The 21141-nt window shown below is 54.8% G+C and carries 21 protein-coding genes and 1 tRNA gene; 9 read left to right on the forward strand and 13 right to left on the reverse strand.

The features are described from left to right. Window positions 1-113: 113 nt before the first annotated feature. From MRY17_RS21165 to queA, 6 genes are all read right to left on the reverse strand, one after another. Window positions 114-656, reverse strand: a complete 543-nt coding sequence (locus tag MRY17_RS21165; protein WP_005791197.1) for a glycine zipper 2TM domain-containing protein — start codon at window positions 654-656, stop codon at window positions 114-116. Window positions 657-779: 123 nt separating this feature from the next. Then, window positions 780-1694, reverse strand: coding sequence for a protein translocase subunit SecF (gene secF / locus MRY17_RS21170; RefSeq protein ID WP_186691276.1), 915 nt, complete (start codon window positions 1692-1694; stop codon window positions 780-782). Window positions 1695-1703: 9 nt separating this feature from the next. After that, a complete protein-coding gene (gene secD / locus MRY17_RS21175) occupies window positions 1704-3572 on the reverse strand; it encodes a protein translocase subunit SecD (protein ID WP_057723968.1) in 1869 nt (622 codons plus the stop codon). A gap of 63 nt (window positions 3573-3635) precedes the next feature. Then, window positions 3636-3974, reverse strand: coding sequence for a preprotein translocase subunit YajC (gene yajC, locus MRY17_RS21180; RefSeq protein WP_003175975.1), 339 nt, complete (start codon window positions 3972-3974; stop codon window positions 3636-3638). Window positions 3975-4017: 43 nt separating this feature from the next. Beyond that, window positions 4018-5133, reverse strand: coding sequence for a tRNA guanosine(34) transglycosylase Tgt (tgt, locus tag MRY17_RS21185; protein ID WP_162279259.1), 1116 nt, complete (start codon window positions 5131-5133; stop codon window positions 4018-4020). 5 nt (window positions 5134-5138) lie between these two features. After that, window positions 5139-6188: a tRNA preQ1(34) S-adenosylmethionine ribosyltransferase-isomerase QueA gene (gene queA / locus MRY17_RS21190; protein WP_057723970.1), complete on the reverse strand. Its 1050-nt coding sequence runs from the start codon at window positions 6186-6188 to the stop codon at window positions 5139-5141. A 108-nt stretch (window positions 6189-6296) separates the two neighbouring features. Here queA and MRY17_RS21195 point away from each other — a divergent pair. Continuing rightward, window positions 6297-6381: transfer RNA gene (locus MRY17_RS21195), tRNA-Leu, on the forward strand. Between the two features lie 165 nt (window positions 6382-6546). Here MRY17_RS21195 and MRY17_RS21200 read toward each other — a convergent pair. After that, entirely contained in the window at window positions 6547-6855 is a 309-nt protein-coding gene (locus MRY17_RS21200; protein WP_057723971.1) for a DUF3077 domain-containing protein, read from the reverse strand. Window positions 6856-7591: 736 nt separating this feature from the next. Here MRY17_RS21200 and MRY17_RS21205 point away from each other — a divergent pair. Both MRY17_RS21205 and MRY17_RS21210 read left to right on the forward strand, forming a co-directional pair. Further along, complete coding sequence (locus tag MRY17_RS21205) at window positions 7592-8143, forward strand: Pycsar system effector family protein (protein WP_243352800.1); 552 nt, start codon at window positions 7592-7594, stop codon at window positions 8141-8143. Next, window positions 8131-9429 (forward strand): adenylate/guanylate cyclase domain-containing protein, encoded by a 1299-nt coding sequence (locus MRY17_RS21210; RefSeq protein WP_243352801.1) that lies wholly within the window; start codon window positions 8131-8133, stop codon window positions 9427-9429. Before MRY17_RS21205 ends, MRY17_RS21210 begins: the two co-directional genes overlap by 13 nt. Before the next feature lie 113 nt (window positions 9430-9542). Here MRY17_RS21210 and MRY17_RS21215 read toward each other — a convergent pair whose 3' ends face one another. Next, the gene (locus MRY17_RS21215; protein ID WP_243352802.1) at window positions 9543-11741 is read right to left on the reverse strand and encodes a S8 family peptidase; all 2199 of its coding nucleotides are present in this window, start codon (window positions 11739-11741) and stop codon (window positions 9543-9545) included. Then, window positions 11738-12853 (reverse strand): AAA family ATPase, encoded by a 1116-nt coding sequence (locus MRY17_RS21220; protein WP_243352803.1) that lies wholly within the window; start codon window positions 12851-12853, stop codon window positions 11738-11740. Before MRY17_RS21220 ends, MRY17_RS21215 begins: the two co-directional genes overlap by 4 nt. A 368-nt stretch (window positions 12854-13221) precedes the next feature. On the opposite strand from MRY17_RS21220, the gene MRY17_RS21225 reads away from it, so the two are divergent. After that, window positions 13222-15579 carry an FdhF/YdeP family oxidoreductase gene (locus tag MRY17_RS21225; RefSeq protein WP_243352804.1) on the forward strand — a complete coding sequence of 786 codons (2358 nt, stop codon included), beginning with the start codon at window positions 13222-13224 and terminating at the stop codon, window positions 15577-15579. Between the two features lie 43 nt (window positions 15580-15622). Here MRY17_RS21225 and MRY17_RS21230 read toward each other — a convergent pair whose 3' ends face one another. Continuing rightward, entirely contained in the window at window positions 15623-16426 is an 804-nt protein-coding gene (locus MRY17_RS21230) for an NAD(P)H-dependent oxidoreductase (protein ID WP_243352805.1), read from the reverse strand. Beyond that, on the reverse strand, window positions 16423-17349 hold the full coding sequence (locus MRY17_RS21235; protein WP_243353959.1) for a DMT family transporter: 927 nt from the start codon (window positions 17347-17349) through the stop codon (window positions 16423-16425). The genes MRY17_RS21230 and MRY17_RS21235 overlap by 4 nt, the downstream gene beginning before the upstream one ends. Before the next feature lie 183 nt (window positions 17350-17532). Between MRY17_RS21235 and MRY17_RS21240 the strand changes: the two genes are divergently transcribed. From MRY17_RS21240 to MRY17_RS21260, 5 genes are all read left to right on the forward strand, one after another. Next, window positions 17533-18045 (forward strand): LysR family transcriptional regulator, encoded by a 513-nt coding sequence (locus MRY17_RS21240; protein ID WP_243352806.1) that lies wholly within the window; start codon window positions 17533-17535, stop codon window positions 18043-18045. Between the two features lie 48 nt (window positions 18046-18093). After that, window positions 18094-18420, forward strand: coding sequence for a hypothetical protein (locus tag MRY17_RS21245; protein ID WP_243352807.1), 327 nt, complete (start codon window positions 18094-18096; stop codon window positions 18418-18420). Between the two features lie 92 nt (window positions 18421-18512). After that, window positions 18513-18836, forward strand: coding sequence for a hypothetical protein (locus MRY17_RS21250; protein ID WP_191952418.1), 324 nt, complete (start codon window positions 18513-18515; stop codon window positions 18834-18836). A 97-nt stretch (window positions 18837-18933) separates the two neighbouring features. Further along, entirely contained in the window at window positions 18934-19308 is a 375-nt protein-coding gene (locus tag MRY17_RS21255; RefSeq protein WP_191952419.1) for a cupin domain-containing protein, read from the forward strand. 77 nt (window positions 19309-19385) lie between these two features. Next, window positions 19386-19856 (forward strand): hypothetical protein, encoded by a 471-nt coding sequence (locus tag MRY17_RS21260; RefSeq protein ID WP_124427484.1) that lies wholly within the window; start codon window positions 19386-19388, stop codon window positions 19854-19856. A 2-nt stretch (window positions 19857-19858) separates the two neighbouring features. Here the strand turns inward: MRY17_RS21260 and MRY17_RS21265 are convergent, their stop codons facing one another. Both MRY17_RS21265 and MRY17_RS21270 read right to left on the reverse strand, forming a co-directional pair. Further along, window positions 19859-20143 carry a hypothetical protein gene (locus MRY17_RS21265; protein ID WP_124433954.1) on the reverse strand — a complete coding sequence of 95 codons (285 nt, stop codon included), beginning with the start codon at window positions 20141-20143 and terminating at the stop codon, window positions 19859-19861. A gap of 30 nt (window positions 20144-20173) precedes the next feature. Beyond that, window positions 20174-21070 carry a hypothetical protein gene (locus tag MRY17_RS21270; RefSeq protein ID WP_243352808.1) on the reverse strand — a complete coding sequence of 299 codons (897 nt, stop codon included), beginning with the start codon at window positions 21068-21070 and terminating at the stop codon, window positions 20174-20176. Window positions 21071-21141: the final 71 nt, after the last annotated feature.

The following is a 21141-nucleotide window of genomic DNA, read 5'->3' on the forward strand; positions in this document are numbered from 1 at the left end:
CCCGATTGCAGTGGGTCAGCACCTTATCAGCTGACTGATCCACCGCTATCGGGGGCAAGCCCCCTCCCACATTTTGGATTGCACAGTTTTTTGAATCCGTGCATGACCCTTGATTACTGCTGGTTCTGACCCAGGATCAGGCGCCCTTCCTTATCCACCGGAATCTGGCCGCCTGGATCACGCTCCATACGCACGGTACCTTCCTTGCCATCCAGGTTGTAACGAACATCGTAGCCCACAACCTTGTCGCTGATGTCATTCACGGTGTTACAGCGAGTCTGGGTGGTGGTGTAGGTATCGCGGTTCTGCATACCTTCCTGAACCTTGTTACCCGCATAACCGCCGCCGACCGCACCGGCTACCGTTGCCAGCTTCTTGCCGTTACCGCCACCGATCTGGTTGCCTAGCAGGCCGCCTGCCAGGGCGCCTACGACGGTACCGGCGATTTGATGCTGATCCTGCACCGGACGCTGCCGGGTCACGGTGACATCCTTGCAGACCTCACGCGGGGTTTTAATCTGGGTTTTTACCGGCTGCACCGCCAGCACTTGCGCATACTCAGGGCCGCTTTTTACCAGGCTGTAGGTGGCAACAGCGCCCCCGGCAGTCACACCGACAGCACCCAATACCGCACCAACCAGCAACGACTTGTTCACGTTGAACCTCCTGACCATCACAAGCGGACCGAAAGATCCGCGCTATACCCAGCCTTGGAGCGAAAAAAAAGGCACGAGTTCAATCTCGTGCCTTTTTTGTAACAGCAAATCAACGCCTGCCCATCAAGGTCGGTCGTCGACCTCCTTGCCGGTCGCGGCCGGAGGGATCAAGTCTTCGCTGTTGAGGTTCAGCCAGATCAATACCACGTTGGCGATGTAGATCGACGAGTAGGTACCCGCCAATACGCCAATGAACAGCGCCAGGGAGAAGCCCCACAGGTTGTCGCCCCCGAAGATCATCAGCGCAGCGATCGCCAGCAAGGTGGAGATCGACGTCGCCATGGTCCGCAGCAAGGTCTGGGTGGTGGAGATGTTGATGTTCTCGATCAACGTCGCCTTGCGCAGTACGCGGAAGTTCTCGCGAACCCGGTCGAACACCACAATGGTGTCGTTGAGGGAGTAACCAATGATCGCCAGCACGGCCGCCAATACGGTCAGGTCGAAGGTGATCTGGAAGTACGCCAGGATACCCACGGTGACGATCACGTCGTGGATCAGCGACACAATGGCGCCGACCCCGAACTTCCACTGAAAGCGGAAAGCCAGGTAGATCATGATGCCGACCAGCGCCATCAGCATGCCGAGGCCGCCCTGGTCGCGCAGTTCTTCACCGACCTGCGGGCCGACGAACTCGACACGCTTGACCGACGCCGGGTTGTCGCCGCCGACCTTCTGCAAGGCCTCGGCCACCTGGTGACCCAGTTGCGGGTCTTCACCAGGCATACGCACCAGCAGGTCGGTGGTCGCGCCGAAGTTCTGCACCACGGCTTCGTGGTAGCCGGCCTTGACCAGCTCGTTGCGCACCAGGGTAACGTCGGCCGGCTTCTCGTAGGTCAGCTCGATGAGCGTACCGCCGGTGAAGTCCAGACCGTAGTTCAGGCCCTTATGGAACCAGCTGAACAGCGCCAGAACGGTAAGGAGCACAGTGGCGCCGAACGCAATGTTGCGAACGCCCATGAAGTTGATTGTACGTAACATGGCAGCCCCTTAAATCCACAACTTCTTGAAGTCACGTCCGCCAAAGATCAGGTTGACCATTGCGCGGGTCACCAGAATGGCCGTGAACATCGAGGTAAAGATACCGAGGGACATGGTTACCGCAAAACCTTTGACGGGGCCGGTGCCCATGGCAAAGAGAATCCCGCCGACCAGCAAGGTGGTCAGGTTGGAGTCGAGAATTGCGGTAAATGCCCGGCCGAAGCCTTCGTTGATTGCACGCTGTACGGTCATGCCCGCGGCGATCTCTTCACGGATCCGCGAGAAGATCAGCACGTTGGCGTCCACCGCCATCCCCATGGTGAGGACGATACCGGCGATACCCGGCAGGGTCAGGGTTGCGCCCAGCAGCGACATCAGCGCCAGCAGCATCACCATGTTGCCCGCCAGGGCCACAGTGGCGATGACGCCGAAGAAGCGGTAGATGGCGATGATGAACAGCGACACGAACAACATGCCCCACAGCGCCGCATCGACACCCTTGGTGATGTTGTCGGCACCCAGGCTCGGGCCGATGGTACGTTCTTCAGCGAAGTACATCGGCGCCGCCAAACCACCGGCACGCAACAGCAGGGCCAGTTCGGAAGATTCACCCTGACCGTTCAGGCCCGTGATGCGAAATTGCGCACCCAGCGGAGACTGGATGGTCGCCAGGCTGATGATCTTCTTCTCTTCCTTGAAGGTCTGTACCGGTACGTCTTTCTCGACGCCGTTGACCATCTGCTTGGTGTAGGTGGTCACCGGGCGCTGTTCGATGAAGATCACCGCCATGCTGCGGCCCACGTTGCTGCGCGTGGCGCGGCTCATCAGCTCGCCGCCATGGCCATCCAGACGAATGTTCACTTCAGGAGTACCGTGCTCGCCGAAACCGGCCTTGGCGTCGGTCACCTGGTCACCGGTGATGATCAAGCCACGCTCGATCAAGGCAGGAGGACGGTTGCCCTCACGGAATTCGAACTCTTCGGACGTCGCGCGGGTAGCACCCGGCTCAGCCGCGAGGCGGAATTCCAGGTTGGCGGTCTTACCCAGGATACGCTTGGCTTCAGCGGTGTCCTGCACGCCCGGCAGTTCAACCACGATGCGGTTGGCGCCCTGACGCTGCACGATCGGCTCGGCCACACCCAGCTCGTTGACGCGGTTACGCACCGTGGTCAAGTTCTGCTTGATGGAATATTCACGGATTTCCGCGATCTTGGCCGGGCTCATCGCCAGACGCAGCACCGCCTGACCATTGAGGTCGGCCGGTACGATGTCGAAATCGTTGAAGTTCTTGCGGATCAGCGCACGGGCCTGTTCGCGGGACGCTTCATCAGAGAAGCCCAGCTGGATGGCACCGTTGAGCTGCGGCAGGCTGCGATAACGCAGTTTCTCTTTGCGCAGCAGGCTCTTCACATCGCCTTCATAGACTTTCAGGCGTGCGTCGAGGGCCTTGTCCATGTCGACTTCCAGGAGGAAGTGCACACCACCGGACAAGTCCAGACCCAGCTTCATCGGGTGCGCGCCAATGCTGCGCAGCCATTGTGGCGTGGTCTGTGCCAGGTTGAGCGCGACAACGTAGTCGTCACCCATAGCCTTGCGTACAACATCCTTGGCCGGCAATTGGTCTTCTTGCTTGGTCAGGCGCAACAAGCCGCCTTTGGAACCAGCTGCCAAGGTTGCCGCTTTAACCTGGATACCCGCGTCGGTGAGCGCTTTGCTCGCACGGTCCAGATCAGCCTGATTGACCTGCAGCGAAGTGCTGGCACCAGAAATCTGGATCGCCGGGTCATCAGGATAGAGATTGGGAGCGGAATAAATAAAACCGATCGCCAGCACCGCCAGGATCAGTACGTATTTCCACAGAGGGTATTTGTTCAGCATCACGCCGCCCGCTTATAACGCGGGGCGCCTTGCGCGCCCCGTCGATTGGTAAAGGTTGTTACTTTAGATCGCTTTGAGCGTGCCTTTTGGCAGCGTGGCGGCGATGGCGCCCTTCTGGAACTTCATTTCTACGGTGTCGGAGACTTCCAGAACCACGAAAGCATCGGAAACCTTGGTGATCTTGCCGGCGATGCCGCCAGTGGTCACAACTTCGTCACCTTTTTGCAGGCTGCCCAGCAGGTTTTTCTGCTCTTTGGCGCGCTTGGCCTGTGGACGCCAGATCATCAGGTAGAAGATGACCAGGAAGCCGACCAGGAAAATCCACTCGAAACCACCGCCCATCGGGCCGGCAGCAGCAGGCGCAGCGGCGTCAGCCATGGCGTTAGAGATAAAAAAGCTCATTTAGCACTCCAGTTGCAAATAGTGAATCTTAGGGTCGGGAAACTCAGTCCAAGGGCGGCACAGGGAGCCCGCGCTTGGCATAGAAGGCATCGACGAAGGCGGCCAATGTACCCTGTTGAATAGCCTCGCGCAAACCAGCCATCAGGACTTGGTAATGGCGCAAATTGTGGATGGTATTCAACATGCTACCCAGCATTTCCCCACACTTGTCCAGATGGTGCAGATAAGCACGGGAGAAGTTCTGGCAGGTATAGCAATCGCAGGTCGGATCGAGCGGCGAATCATCATGGCGATGGAACGCGTTACGGATCTTCAGCACGCCTGTATCGATGAACAGATGCCCATTGCGGGCATTACGGGTTGGCATCACGCAATCGAACATGTCCACACCGCGGCGCACACCCTCTACGAGATCTTCCGGTTTGCCAACGCCCATAAGGTAACGAGGTTTGTCTGCGGGCATCAGGCCCGGCAGGTAATCCAGCACCTTGATCATCTCGTGCTTGGGCTCGCCCACCGAGAGACCGCCGATGGCCAGACCGTCAAAACCGATCTTGTCGAGGCCTTCCAGCGAGCGCTTGCGCAGGCTTTCATGCATGCCACCCTGAACAATGCCGAACAGCGCCGCGGTGTTATCGCCGTGGGCGTTCTTCGAACGCTGGGCCCAACGCAGCGACAGCTCCATGGAGATGCGCGCCACGTCTTCGTCAGCAGGGTACGGCGTGCACTCGTCAAAAATCATCACGATGTCGGAGCCCAGGTCGCGCTGCACCTGCATCGATTCTTCCGGGCCCATGAACACTTTGGAACCGTCCACCGGCGAAGCGAAGGTCACGCCCTCCTCCTTGATCTTGCGCATGGCGCCCAGGCTGAACACCTGGAAACCACCGGAGTCGGTGAGGATCGGGCCCTGCCACTTCATGAAGTCATGCAGGTCGCCATGCTTCTTGATCACTTCCGTGCCCGGGCGCAGCCACAGGTGGAAGGTATTGCCGAGGATGATCTCGGCGCCGGTGGCGACGATGTCACGCGGCAGCATGCCCTTGACGGTGCCGTAGGTGCCGACCGGCATGAACGCCGGGGTCTCCACGGTGCCGCGCGGGAAGGTCACGCGACCACGACGGGCTTTGCCGTCGGTGGCCAATAATTCAAACGACATACGACTCATAGTTGTTCCTCTGGGCCGCGCGGCGCCGGGTTGCGGGTGATAAACATCGCATCACCGTAGCTGAAAAAGCGGTACTCGTTGGCGATGGCCGCTTGATAAGCCGCCATGGTTTCCGGGTAACCGGCAAAGGCCGACACCAGCATCAACAGCGTGGATTCCGGCAAATGGAAATTGGTGACCAGGCAATCGACCACATGAAACGGCCGGCCTGGGAAAATAAAGATATCGGTGTCGCCACTGAACGGCTTGAGCACGCCATCACGCGCCGCACTCTCCAGCGAGCGCACGCTGGTAGTGCCCACCGCCACCACCCGCCCGCCGCGCGCCTTGCACGCATTGACCGCGTCCACCACGTCCTGGCTGACCTCCAGCCACTCGCTGTGCATATGGTGGTCTTCGATGTTCTCCACACGCACCGGCTGAAACGTCCCGGCGCCCACGTGCAGGGTCACATAGGCGCTTTCAACACCCTTGGCGGCAATCGCATCCAACAGCGGCTGGTCGAAGTGCAACCCAGCCGTCGGCGCGGCCACCGCACCGAGGCGCTGGGAGTACACGGTTTGATAGCGCTCGCGGTCCGCGTCTTCGTCGGGGCGGTCTATATAAGGAGGCAACGGCATATGGCCGACACGCTCCAACAGCGGCAACACCTCTTCGGCAAACCTGAGCTCGAACAACGCATCATGGCGCGCGACCATCTGGGCCTCGCCACCGCCATCAATGAGGATGCTCGACCCCGGTTTCGGCGACTTGCTGGAGCGCACATGGGCCAGCACACGATGGCTGTCCAGCACCCTTTCCACCAGAATTTCCAGCTTGCCGCCGGAGGCTTTCTGGCCAAACAGCCGCGCCGGAATCACCCGGGTATTGTTGAACACCATCAAATCGCCCGGGCGCAAATGCTCAAGCAAATCAGTGAATTGACGGTGTGCGAGGGCACCGCTCGGCCCGTCCAGGGTCAGCAGTCGACTGGCGCGACGCTCGGCCAACGGGTGGCGAGCGATCAGCGAATCAGGGAGCTCAAAAGTAAAGTCAGCAACGCGCATGATGGGGTTCGTCTAGCAGGGCCGGGAAGTCTAGCGGAAATAGTCAAAATTGACCATGAAACGTGATTGACCAACGGTAATCTCATCTCTATACTTCGCCGCCATTGAGCCCTGATGGCGGAATTGGTAGACGCGGCGGATTCAAAATCCGTTTTCGAAAGAAGTGGGAGTTCGATTCTCCCTCGGGGCACCATCTTAAAAAAAGACCTTGAAATTCAAGGTCTTTTTTTTCGTCTGTAGAAAAGTGGGCGACAGCTGATTCATCGCTCACCGCCCACTTCCAGCCTGAAACACAGTCCAAATGTGGGAGCTGGCTTGCCTGCGATTGCGCCAGCCCCAACACCCTCAAACCACCTGCCTACACACCAACCGAATCCCCCTCCTCCGTCACCCCATTCGGCAACATCCCATTCGCCAAATCATCCACCACCGCCTTCGCCATCTCGCCCAAATAATGTGCTGCCCAGGCATAGCGATCTGCGCTGTTATCCATCGCTGCATCTAATGCCAGCATTTTTGAACAGTGCAGAAGCTCGGAGGCGTGCTCCAGGGCATCGCGGATAGGCACGCCGGAATTGACGCGGAATAGACGGTGGAGGTTGGGCTGTTTGCCGCAGGTGGAAAAGGTGATGACCCCGAGGGTTTTGTTGAGGGGTGGGTTGATCATTGGGCACCTCCGATCTGAGCGGCGGTGTCGATTGCGGTACTGCGAGGGTACGACCTATCAGAAACGTTCATTGCGTAAGCTCCTATTGTAGTGAGCTGCCACGTTCGTTTCTCATGCGAATGGGTGGCAGCTATGCGCGGGTTGAGAAACCGGGACAATAGGAACCCGGCAGACCCGAAGGCCTCCCACGCATAGCCGCCATTACACAGACATGCGGGCACAAAAAAGCGCCAACAGTCTAATGGATGGTGGCGCCTATGCGCCTATTGTTTCTCGGATTCTCAAGTCCGGTCGCTGGGTTGGAAGCGACGGAGGGAAGGTAGCGCAGGAGTGGTTAGGGCTGGAAGTCCGTATCTATGGCGAAAAGTTTCCGGTAGACCGACAAAAACGTAGTCTGGCCCCGGCTATACGCGCCATCACCACGTGGTTGCGCGTCTTTTCCGCTCGCTCGTGATCCAGATCATCCGCTCTGACCTTTTAAGCTAAGCGTCTTCAGGCCAGCTCGCGAACTTGGAATCATGGGTCCTCCCTAGGGGTCCGCCTGCTACATGGGTTATCAGACTCGCTGATTTCCCCTAGCTAAAATTTCTCACAGGGTGCCCGTCTTTAATAGGTGGAGCAATCATGTAAACTGGGATACTGTCAGAAAGCCATCCTGCAAGCAGTTCACCGCTCAGGAATCTTCCATATATAAGGAATTAGTATGACGGATAAAATCCCACCCAAGGATAGCCCCATGGACGACGAAGAAAAAACTAGAATCTCAAGTTTATGGGAAACTTTGAAAAGATATGATGCATACATAGGAAGCGTCAACTTTAAAAGCGGCCTACTAACATCATTTAATGTTGCAGTATTGGGCGGGATACTATTAAAAATAGAAACAATAAATATTTCATACGCACCCTACAAATGGATCGCACTCGTGCTGCTTATAACTATTTTCGCCAGCACAAGCGCTGCTTTATATTGGGTGATAAAAAGTATATGGCCAAATCTAACCAGCGCTAGCAATGCCAAACCAATTGAGCCTTCAATGATTTTCTTCGGCTCCGTTGCAAGCAACTTTTCGGCGGAAACCTTCAAGTCCACGATGGCCGTCAGAACGAGCAAAGAAATCGAAAGAGACCTATGCGTACAGATCCACGAAGTGGCAGCCATAACTCATCTAAAATTCAAGCTAATTGCTAAATCTTCATTCTTTTCTAAAGTAACTATCATTTCGCTTTTAGGACTTGCCATCACGGTTTGCCTTAACCACTTTGGAATCATATTATGTCAGGGATGAAGGATGTTTTTGGCGATGTATTCTCTGAATCGAGAACACACAAATCGTTAAGCAGAAGCCATAACACAACTTGGGGAGGACTAGAAGATTACATTACAGAGTCGATAACCTCCGACAGTCGACTGCCAGCTCGCGACTTTGATGTTAACGGAAAAATAAGAGAACTTTTTGGAAAGCGCATATTAAACAATACAAAAATAGGCGGACACCCGCACTTTGATGAACTCGCAAAAAGCAAATCCAGGTCCAATGGGTACGTCACCACATTATTTATGGACATAAAAGGTTCAACCCGACTTGGAGTGGTATACGACTTAGAAGAAGTTTTTTATTACAAAAACACAATCATCAAGTGCGCGATAGAATGCATACAAGCTTTTGATGGTCACGTTCACCGCATAATGGGCGACGCAGTATTAGCGTTCTTTAGAAGTGACGGAAACAGTCCGAGGGACTCTGCTATTGACGCGATCAACTGCGGAACATATCTCGTACAATTCATGAAAGATATCGTCCAACCAGAAATCCAAAACTATGGACTGGAAGAGGATATTGGTATTCGTATTGGGATTGACTATGGACCAGACGAAAAAGTGCTATGGGGAATGTATGGCTATCCTGGTGTATCAGAGGTTACCGCCACCTCATTCCACGTTGATGTAGCTGCCAAGCTACAGCAAAAAGCCCCCCGCAATCGTGTAATGCTTGGACAAAGCCTCTGTGACATGCTTGACCTTCCTAAGCCTATAATCGAGCACAAAACAGTAAGTGGTGAACCGGAAAGATATGTGACACCTAACTACAGGACTCGTGAAGAGACCCCTTTGAACTACAAGCAATATGTACTAAATCACAAGTTATACTACCCACTCTTACCGAGCCCTCAAGACAATCGTAGAAACATAAGAGTCACTGCAAGTGTAAAGACTAAATATCAGACTCAAGCCGATACTGATTATCATGCGTGCTCGCGCTCTATATATAAACCATACGGTATAACATTTAAAGCAACCTTCGAACTAGCAGAACATCTCACAGATGTCTCCGTACGATTTCGTGTCGAAAATACTGGAAAAGAAGCTGCACAAGTAAAAGAGCCGACTAATGGTAATCATCACAATGATGTACCCGCCGTGCGTAGGGATACGGGTGATTATTTTGCTTCTCACTGGGAGGACGCCTCTTATACAGGCCTTCACTACATGTATGTCTCAGTCTGGCATAAAAACGTAAAAATTGCTGAAGAGCAAAGGTTCGCTGTTTTTATTGGTGACCAGGCTGTATAGCGGCCAACCTTCTCAGTCATCAAGCGACTTTTCATAAGCATCAACTTAGATAAAATTTAAAACGGCACTCCCTCTTAATGGAAGGAGTGTCGAAACACCTTAGAAACTGAAAATCAAGTAAAAACCTGAGTATCGGAATCCGTCGCTAACGGTAACGTTTGGAGCACCGGATATTCTGCTTGTACGCGTGCAAGCAAATCTAAAATCCCTGGAGCTTCAATAGTTACAACTAATGAGTATGGCATTGGGACAGCATCCTCCATCCGTACAGACTCCCCTTCGTCTCTTACTTGATAATTTATATGAAAATAGGGATTATCGAGGCCGTCCACATCGACTTTTCGCTTAGCGTGCAGGACGGTATCCCATCTCATGGAATCCCTACGTAGTTCAGCTTCTGTTTTGTACATCCCGCTGCCAAATAAACTCAATGACTTTTTCGGACCTTTGTAAGCTCGCACCCACAACCCTGCGCGGGTGTAATTAATGGCATGAGCAGAATCAACGGGAGCACGATAGCAAAAAGTAGCACCGAGAGTAACTCTCGTTCCTGCTGGTAAATTTTTCGGAATAGGGATAATCGCTTTCTGAGGGTTGCCGGGTCTCGTTACCCCTTGGTAAACGATTCGAACTACATCAGAAGATGTATAGATAATTTCCTCTGGATTGAGGGTCAAACGTCCCCAACCAACGTCTGCACGCTTATGACTGCGCGCACTAAATTCGCTGCCATTAATCATTAGTGCCTGCAACGTTATAGGTTCGAATACAGAACCACTAAGTGCGTCAGCTCCTACGGCGACACGTAGAGCTAAAGGGCTAGCAAAACTGGTTCCCGCTACACCTATCACAGTTCCAGCCATAGGATTAAATACCGGTACAGGTTCAGCATCTGACCCACCAAATGCAACGATATCCGGTTTCACATAACCTGGGCTTCGTCCTGGGCCAACAGCACTGTAAATGGCTTTACCCCATTTCTTTTTACTGGAATCTGCAGCGCCAATAGCGAAAATATTGACGGCATCACCTGGGGGCTGAATACGGGCTAACTCGCCTCCCAGATGGCCGTTATTTCCTACAGCAGCAGTGCAGAGTGTCCTTCCATCCGAGAGTTCGGTATCTAACCGAGATGTCCACTCATGAACATCATCATCAAAGAACGTCGCTATTGGACCGAGACTAATATTTGCGAACCGGTAGGGAGTACCGGATACCTTAGCACTGCGTAGCGCAGTGACAATCCTATCTAAAACATCAAGAGCCTGCTCAGGATTGCCCAAAGTTGGTAACACGCAATGATGATCTACATGACAAAAAGGTGTTGGAAGTACTGTCGCTCCGTCGGCAACATGTCCATATAAAAATGCAGATGTTACATTAATCCCATGTGCTAAATCCTTCAACGATGAAGATGGATTCAGCGAGCTGTTGATTTCGGTCACATGATCTGGAAATGCGTTTGATGTTCCACCGTCAAAGATAGCAGTCTTTACACCAGACGTTGACTTTGATGAAGGCAGGGATACCGCTCCGTAAGATCTAGTTAGTGCCTGTTCAAGCTTCCATTCCTGCTGTAACTCAGGCAGAGACCTAATGAGACGAATCCTAGTGAAATCCGCAAGCTTCGTTAGTTTTTCAGGAGATATTTCTATGGCAGCAAAAGTCAATCCTGGAACAAACCGAAATCCCCGATTCGAGAGCTTGCCGCCGAGTTCTTCAACCGCGTTTTTGAAGGAAGCCAATATATCTGCATCTGTTTCAAGTGCATGCATAGTAATATGCGCATGCCCCGGCCACTGACTATCCTCGCTGATTCGCAATTTCTCTTCTGCTTGATAAGCGTCTATTAGCTCAATACGAGAAAACTGCTCCTGCCGCGAAGTTGAGGTACTTCTGCTCAGCAGACGTTCATCCATATCTAGAAAACTTGCTTCCGTTCCAGAAACGAAGATAGATGCAGTTTCTTGAAAGCTTTCTTCACCACTACGCGTCCGCCTTGGCGAAATATTAACAGGGCGCGATCCAAGTATGCTTAGCCCTGAGTCACGCAAAATTGTAGACGGAAAATACGTCTTAGCCAAAAATGAGGGATGGAGTACAACCTTCGCTGTAATTTCACCTCTTGGCGCAAACTTCGGAGGTATCTCCCTTGCAAACTTAGCCAGTTCAACCAATTGAGAATGTAATGAATCTCTCGCTTCAAGAATAGTATATGGCAACCATTTCTTTCCACCCCCTTTCGGCCATGACAGTTGCCCGATCAACTCATGCCCATTAGCGATCAAAAGATTTCTTTTCTTGTCATTCATAACCGATCTTCCTTATCGATACGGTGAAGCATTCTTGAAATAGTTGAAGCATGCACATTGAGCTCCTTTCCTATTGCCCTCAGCGACATACCTTTGGCCTTTAAGCGTTTAACCTCCAAATACTTTTTGGTATCATCACCATCTAAAGCTTCTGGAATTATCAAGCTCAATAGCGCACGTTCAAATGTGTCATCTCTAAGTACAACTTGCCTCTTGGCTTTGATTACCAAACGATAGGCATCAGATAGTGGACGACCAACAAGTGCAGGAGCCAGCTTACTTGCCAGTCCCTGATCGCAGCCCAACTGCATTAGGAGTTGCCCTATTTGCTCTCGGCTGCTATCGGGAAAACGCAACCAAAAATCAAACCTTCGAAATATCGCCCGATCAAGTAATTCCTCATGATTTGTTGCGGCAACTAATAACGAAGTAGAGGGCCACTCGTCTATAGCTTGTAAAAGAACATTGACAACTCGCTTCAACTCTCCAACATCTTGCCCATCATCTCGCCTTTTAGCGAATGCATCGAACTCATCGAGTAAAAGAACACATGGCTGAGAACGAGCGTAATTCAGGACCTTTATTAGGTTGCTGCCAGTTTTACCGAGCAAACTGTTAACCGCCGCCGCCAAGTTTAGGCTAACAAGTGGAAGACTCAATTGCTCAGCCAAATAAGTAGCCGCTAATGTTTTCCCTACACCTGGAGGGCCTGACAACAGGATCGTGCGGGATGGAGTTAAACCAGCCTGAATGAGGCGTCCTGCATTGAGCCACTCGTCTATAAGTGCAGAAAGACCTGAGCCGACCTCAGGTGCCCACACAGCCTTATGCTCCATAACAACAGGAAATTGAATAGTGGTTAGAGGCAAATTGCTGTCAGCATCAACGGGACTAATCGTCGCCTGCTGAGCTGCTGAATCTCGCGATAGCGTCAGTTGAGAGGCGTTTGCTTCTGCCAATGCTTTCGATAACAGATCCGACAGTGGAGATTTTTCACGTCTCAAGCGGGCTATCAGGCGACTTAACCGGAGCTGGAAAGAAGAGGCATTTCCAACACAACCCTCTCGGATAAGGGCAATCCATTCGGCATGGGAGGCGGGAGCTGTAGTCACAATATCTTCTCAAGCGTTGCAAATGTTGCGCAGTGTTGCACTAATAGCTGCAACACTCAACTTCACCAAACGGAAAAACACCCCTGTCAGACTGACGGGCTTCCAACCGCGGTACGTCAATACGTCCACACCTCACGTTACAGAGAGCTCAGGTCAACTCTAGCCTGTCGTTAACTGGCCAACTATAGCCACAATCCTCACGGTGCGATGTTTAGGAGCTTTGTCTGAACAGCTCGCCCCCTGACTGAACCTCCCACCCTTCCACCTGGTCAGCAACGCTCGTCGACCAAGCCGAATTCTCCCTCCCCGTATGCATCACAACCATACGCACCACGCCTCCACTGGCGTCAACAGGGAGAACCCCCGCAATGTCTGAACCTAAAAATTCCCCGCTCCAAGGCTCCCAGTCCGACGGCTCCGCCGCCGGCGGCTGGCCTGCACTCAATGCCGTCAACAAGCACCTGCTCCACCAGCACGTCCTGCTCAAGGGCAACCGTACCCTGCTGTCCATGAACAAACCGGACGGTTTCGACTGCCCCAGCTGTGCCTGGCCAGACCCAAAGAAGCCGCACACCTTTGAATACTGTGAAAACGGTGCCAAGGCACTGGCGTGGGAGTCGACCAAAAAACGCGTCACGCCGGAGTTCTTCGCTGAACATACAGTCAGCGAGCTGGCCACCTGGACCGATCACGATCTGGAAGATCAGGGCCGCATCACCGAGCCGATGCGCTATGACGCGGGCAGCGACAAATACCTGCCCGTCAGTTGGGACGAGGCGTTCGCCGAGATCGGGCAGGAGCTGCGCCAGCTGAGCGACCCGTGGAAGCTGGAGTTGTACACCTCGGGGCGTACCTCGAACGAGGCGGCGTTTTTGTATCAGTTGTTTGGTCGCCTGTATGGCATGGCTAACTTTCCTGACTGCTCGAACATGTGTCATGAGACCACCAGCGTGGCGCTTCCCGAGTCGATCGGCGTGGGCAAAGGCACCACGACGTTGGAGGACTTCGAGAACGCCGACGCCATTTTCATCTTCGGTCAGAACCCCGGCACCAACAGCCCGCGCATGATGTCGGAGCTGCATGCCGCCGCACGCCGTGGCGCGAGCATTATCTCGTTCAACCCGTTGCGCGAAAAGGCGCTGGTGCGTTTTGCATCACCCCAGGACCCGCGCGACATGCTCAGTCGCAGCGGCGTGAAGATCAGTTCCCAGTACCATCAGGTCAGAATCGGCGGCGACATGATTGCGGTGCAGGGCATCTGCAAGGCGGTGATTGAAGCGGACGATGCGGCTCAGCGTGAAGGCCTTCCCCGTGTGCTGGATGTCGCCTTCATCGACGAGCACACCCATGGCCTTGAGTCGTTCGCCGACTACTGCCGGCAGCTGCCGTGGGCAATCATCGAGCGTCATTCGGGCCTGACGCGTCAGGCACTGGAGGATGTGGCGGCGGTGTACATGCGGTCGGAGCGGGTGATCTGTTGCTGGGGCATGGGCATTACTCAGCACAAGCGCGGTGGCGACGCGATGCAGCAGATCATTAATCTGCTGCTGTTGCGCGGCAACATCGGCAAGCTGGGCGCGGGGGCTTGCCCCATTCGCGGCCACTCCAATGTGCAGGGTGACCGCACCATGGGCATCTACGAAAAAGCCGGCGAGCCGTTCCTGGCCAGTATGAGCAAGGTGTTCGGTTTCGAGGCGTCCCGCAAAGGTGGGCATGATGTTGCCGAAGCCTGTGAAGCGCTGCTGCGTGGTGAGGTGGAAGCGTTTATTTCCATGGGCGGCAATTTCTTCCGGGCCATCCCGGATATCGATGTGGTCTGTCCCACCGTCAGCCGCTTGAAAATGACTGTGCTGGTCAATACCAAGCTCAACCGCAGTGCAACGGTGCATGGCCAGAAAGCGTTTCTGCTGCCATGCATCGCCCGCTCGGAGCTGGACATGCAGAACGGCGTGGCGCAAACCGTGACGGTCGAAGACTCGATGTCGATGGTGCACGGCTCCACCGGCATGCTGGAACCTGCGTCGAAACACCTGATCTCCGAAGTGGCGATCATCGCCGGTATCGCCAAGGCGACGCTTGCGCCCAACCCCAACGTGGATTGGGACAGCTACGTGAGCGATTACGCGCGCATTCGCGACAAGATCGAAGCCGTGCTGCCCGAGCAGTTTTATGACTTCAACCAGCGCATCAAGGAGCCCGGCGGCTTCCGCCTGCCCAATGGTGCCAGCGAACGCAAGTGGAACACCGCGTCAGGCAAGGCCAACTTCCTGTTTCCTGCAGGGGTTTTTGACGAGGACGACACGCCACCGGGCGCTGATCATCTGCAACTGATGACGATCCGCAGCCATGACCAGTTCAATACCACGGTGTATTCCAACGATGACCGTTACCGGGGTATCTACGGCGACCGCATGGTGGTGATGCTCAATCCGCAGGACATTGAGCGCCTGGGGCTCAAGGCGGGGGATTATGTCGAGTTCCAGACGGCGCTGGACATGACAACACCGCGTCGGGCGCCCGGTTTCAAGGTCATCCCCTTCGACGTACCGCAAGGCTGTTGCGCCGCGTACTACCCGGAAACCAACGGTTTGCTGCCACTGGCGAATCGGGACAGCCGCAGTAACACGCCGGCGGCGAAATCCATCCCGGTGAACCTGGTGCGGATGAATCCAGAGGAGACGCAGGTGGCTTTGGAGCGACGCGGGTTGATTGCGGCAGCTAGTTAGGGCTCGTGGTACAGCGTTTTTCCGGTGCCGGCCAGCATGAGAGCTAGATTTTAGACTTAGGCTGCCCTGAGAAACGGGATGCAGCCTGTTCAAAACTTTGTCCTGCACGTGGATTCCACTGCACACCCGAGCGGGCTTCAATCCCGGGTTTGAGCTGCTGGTTGTCGTCATAGTCTTCACGGGGATGAAAAAACAGCGGCTGCACCGCTTCCAAGCTTCGCAGGTAGTCGGCATATGAATTCAGATATTGCTGACGTTCGTCATTGCTGAGCTGCGCCGGCATCCATGCAGCAAACGGCGGAAGAACGGTGAAACCGGTATAAGCCAAAATGCCGTTATGGATAGGCCAGAGTATGTGATGCAAGTCGCCATCAATGCCAGCAGGTGTATAAAGGCTGCTCGCGGTGCCTGTGGTCAGGCAAAGCATGGCCCTCTTGCCCTTGAGTAGGCCTGATCCATACTTATGCCCCGATGAGTACGCGAACCCGCGACTTAACACCCGGTCTACCCAGCCTTTCAGAATGGCCGGCATCGAAAACCACCACACTGGAAACTGAAAAATTACCAGGTCAGCCCACATGACTTTCGCTTGCTCGACTTTGACGTCGTCGGTGTGAGCGTTGTTTGCAAACGCATGTTCTTGCTCGCGGGGAAGATCGAGATAGTCAGGATCGGCGCGATTATCGGGGAAGTCACCAACGCCCAGCTCAGCCTTCCAATTCATCGCGTAGAGATCGCTCACCTGAACCTGGTGGCCGAGTTCGCGCAGCGTTTCAACAGCTACGTGCTTTAGGGCGCCGTTGAAAGAGCGTGGTTCCGGGTGCGCCAATACGATTAACGTCTTCATAACTGCATCTTCTCCCTGCGATTTTTCGGTGTTGGGTAAGGTCTATCGCCCCGATTCTGTCCGACCGCTTTGCTGAGACTCACCACGAGCAGGCCGACAATAGTCAGGCTTGCGCCCAGCAGAAACCCGATGCTCGTCTGCTCTTTGAGCCACAGGTAACCCATCAATACGCCAAACAGCGGACTCATGAAGGCCAGCACTCCCAGGCGAGCCGCGAGGTAGCGACGAAGCATCCAGAACCAGATCAAGTAGCTGGCCACTGACACGATCAATGTCTGGAAAACCAGACTGGCCACTGCACCGGTTGAAAAACTCATTTCGCTTTGGCCCGCTAGCAGGCTCAAAGGCAGCAGAAGGAGAAAGGCCCCTGCCAGTTGGTAAAACAGGGTCTGGGTTGCGGGTGCTTCACTTAGGCGACTCGTACGCACCGCTACCGTCGTAAATCCCCAGGCAGCGCCCGCGCACAAGCCCAGCAGGTCACCCAGCAGGCTGTTTGTGTTGGAGGTTTGAATGGCTGTCCCATCGCGTGGCATGAGGAAGGTGATGGCAATGCCTGCGAACGCCAGCGACATACCCAACCACTGAATCGCGCTAAGCCGTTCCTCCGGCAAGCGCAGGTGCAGACCAATGGCGGCAAACAAGGGCGCCGTATACAGGAAAACCGCCATATGCGAAGCACTTGTCCAGCGTAACCCTTGCGCGATGAACAGAAATTCACTCGCGAACAGAACGGCCACGACCAATCCGGAGCGGCACCAGACGCCGGGTAACCACACTTCCCGCATGATCGATTTTCCGATCAGCCAGACCAAGGCTGCAGCGACTCCGGAGCGAACGGCAACCTGCATGAGCGGTGCTATGTCACCGGCAACCGCCTTGATTGCCACCTGCTGGGCGCCCCAGATGAGACACAGCAGCACCATTACTGCCGTGGCAGTCCCATCGACTGACTTCCTCACTGGTCGGCACCTTTTGTCATTGATTTGGACAATAATTTATTTCTCACTCGGCAGGCCCAACAGCCGATGGCGAAATTCGATTGTGGGAAAGTACTCAAGCCACTACAAATCATATGTTTTCGATCTATAGAAGAGAAAAACTACGCCATGAGAGCTGATACGCCCCTCAGGGCCATCGCATGCTTTGACGCGGTCATGCGCACCGGCAGCGTCAGCCTTGCTGCAAGCCAGTTGTTCGTGACACCGGGAGCGGTAGGGCAACAGATTCGCAAGCTGGAAGGTTGGCTGGGGACGCCACTGTTCGTACGCAATGTGCGCAGGCTGCAACCCACGGCGCAGGCGCTGAGTTACTGGGAGCAGGTCAAGCCGGCGCTTCGCCAGCTGGAGACAGCCAACCTAGCCGTGCGGGTTCTTAGAGACAGGCAGGTACGGCTAAGCTTGCCGCCGGCATTCGCTAACTCCTGGTTCGCAAAGCGGATGCCATTGTTCATGGAGCGGCATCCAGAGGTGCAACTGCACTTGAGCGCATCCACCGATAACGTGGATTTCCATGACGCTACCTGCGACCTGGCGGTGCGGCATTTCGATGGACATAGCAGTGACGTGAGCGCAGAACTGCTCTTGCCAGACGAGGTCAGGGTCTATTCCAGCCCGGCGTAACGCGAACGGCTCCAGTTGCATAGCCTTGATTGTTTGCCGGGAGCCACCTTGATCTATACGACGTCTCACGCTCACTGGGCTCAATGGCTATCATCGGTCGGTATGTCCGCCGATAGCTTTTCCAGCAGCCTCAAGTTCGATCAGTCTGAGCTGGCAATCGACGCGGCGCGTCGCGATCAGGGTTTAGTGCTCACCAGCCCTTGGCTGGTTGAGGAAGACGTAGAAAGAGCCCTTCTCGTACCTGTCTTTGACGCTGTACTGAAGACTGGCAAGGGCTATTATTTGGTTCAGGCCAAAGATGTAGTGCTGGGTGAGGCAGCACAGCTGCTGCGCCGGTGGCTTTGCGACGTAGCGCAGCGCGTTCAAAAAAATTGATAATTTGAAGTCCAGGAAGAATAAATCCGTCCTCTTTCCGGGGTTTCGATTGCGTCCAACGGATCTTTCGACGAAGTCGAAATAGGAAAATCATGGCATTCATTGCTACCTGCGTTGCGTCCCTGTTTTTTTGGGTTGTTGTTTCAGCACTCACAGGAACCAAGGAACCTTGGGACCTGGCCAGTTACTGGACCCTCATATATCCCGCAGCGCTTGCTCTGTCAGCGATGCTTGGAGCCGTGCTAAAAAACGCCCAATGGTCCGCAGGCGCCGTCGTAATGCTTGCTCAGATCCCGGTGATGTTGGTTACCTCTGGTGCTTCCCCGTTGCTGGGTGTTGGCATCCTGTATGCGGCTATTCTCTCGATTCCGGCCATAACGCTTTCCTGGCTCGCCGGCAAAGTACGGCAGGCTTGAACTCAGAACAGCGCGATGACGCCTATTGCATGATCGTTCAAGCCCTGCGCCATTCTTCTGGCTAACATGACTTTCCTCACCGACTCGAGTATCCGTCATGGCTCAGCCTCCCGCCTCCCCCATAAACCTCACCCAAAAAGCCGCCCTCATCGACCAACACTGGAGCCCGCGCGTCGTCGCCGAAATGAACGACTACCAGTTCAAGGTGGTGCGTATCGAAGGCGAATTCATCTGGCACGCCCACCCCGAAACCGACGAGGCATTCCTGGTGCTGGAAGGCACGCTACGTATCGACCTTCCCGACGGCCCCGTCTATGTAGCGCCAGGCGAACTCTACGTGGTCCCTCGCGGCATTGAACACCGCACGGCCGCCGAAGGCGAAGCCAAGCTGATGATGATCGAGCCACGGGGCATTTTGAACACCGGTCATGAAGGTGGGGACCGAACCGCCTTGAATGATCAGTGGATTTGAATACTGGCTTTGGGTCTGGACACGATTATCATCAACGCACCGCGATGACACCGTCTCCAACCCCAACGTTGAAACTTATGAATAAAAACGAATGGCAAGCCCTGAAGCTCAGGCTTAAAAAGTACCTGGCGATTATCTTCGCGCTCTGCCTTACGGGGTTTCTCATCTACGCCTATCTGCACAAACCCGAGCTTCCCCCCCAAATAGTCCTGAAGCAAAACTTCATACCGGGGGAATGGCTTTATATCGTCGAGGAAGCCAGGGATCGTTCGGAACCCAAGACGCTGAAGTTCTATATGGATTACCGTGAATCGACAGACGCAACCATGAAGGTGTACCTCGGCAAAACCCCGCCGTTCCTGGTCTCGGACACCGACTTGAAAGACGTGGTCATCCAGCGCGTCGCCAACGGCCTGCACATCAAGCTCAAAGGCGCCGTCAGCCGTTATCACAGCGACCTATACCTGAGGGACGGCGACACTTACACCACGTATCGCATAAGCCTCGAACAAGTTGAAACCCGACCGCCCTTGCCGAGCGGTCGGTAAGCTTATTTCAACAGGGCGATCAGCGCGCACACCAGCGTGATCGCCAGTGCCGGCCATTGCATGGGCATGAAAAAGAAGTGATGGCGAACGCCATCGGCGTGAACCTTTCGATTCAACACCAAGCCCAGCACAACGTTGATCGCCGAGCCCATCCCGAACCCCATCAACACTTGCATGAGCGAGGTATTGCCGGGCTTGACGCTCGGATCCGGCCACAGCCACATCAACAGCAGCACCATCGCCACGGGTGTAAACAACGTGAGCCAGCCTGCACCGCGATAGATCATCGTTCAGTCCTCATCCTTAAAGCTGCCGGCTCACGCCAACTCGCGGGTTTGTTCTTCGACTGCCAATACGGCATCGAGGGTGTTGAGGAACAGGTCGTGGCTGAGGATGCCAGTGGCGATGGTCGACAACACAGCTTTGCCGCTCTCGTCCTTGATTACCACTTTTTCGGTCCAGGCATTGAGATCGACGGTGCGCAGCGAGGACATCGGCACTGCGCGCCCCTGGTAGTCCAGAAACGCGCGGCTGACCATGATCGGCGAGGTGGTGATTTTCAGGAAGTTGCCGCTCACGCGCTTGCCCCAGACCTGCCCCGAGCTGATGCAGTTGAACGTCACCGCCCCACCCGTTTCCAGCGTCGCGATCACTGCCGGCATGCGCGCGCGTACATGCAGCTCGCGCACCAACTGCTGGAATTCGTAAAAGCCCTTGAGGGTTTCAATCACTCGGTGAAAAGGCTCCGACGCGTTACGGCGATAGGCCAGATTGGTGATCATGCCGGTCATCACGGTTTGCCCGGAGCCAAACAGGTACAGGTCTTCGATGTCGGTAAAGGCGGTGTAGTCGTGCTGGTCGTTGATGAAGCGCTCGATGCCGTGCTCATACACGTTGTAACGCGGCGCGCGCAGTTTTCTGTGCCAGGCGTAGCCGGCAAACACGCCCAACGCGAGAACGGCGAGCAAGGCGCTGGTGAAGTAGATCACGGTTTGCGGGCTGCTGAAGCTGAACGACATGCCGCGGACGGTCTGGCCGACGACGGGGCCGTTACTGCCCGCCGGCAGGATGGTGCCCAGGTACAGCACAAACACTGCGAGCCCCAGCAACACGACGCCAAATATCAAACTGAAGATCAGGAAACCCTTGCCGTGGCGGAAACTGGCGATCAATTCGCCGGTGGCGGATGGCGTTTGGGTGGAGGATGACTGCATGGGTGTTTGCGTCCTTGTAGTGGGTTAGGTCTTGCACCCTATCCTTCTGGTGACCGGGTGCAGTTGGCACG

The sequence above is a fragment of the Pseudomonas orientalis genome, assembly GCF_022807995.1.
GTDB lineage: Bacteria > Pseudomonadota > Gammaproteobacteria > Pseudomonadales > Pseudomonadaceae > Aquipseudomonas > Aquipseudomonas orientalis_B.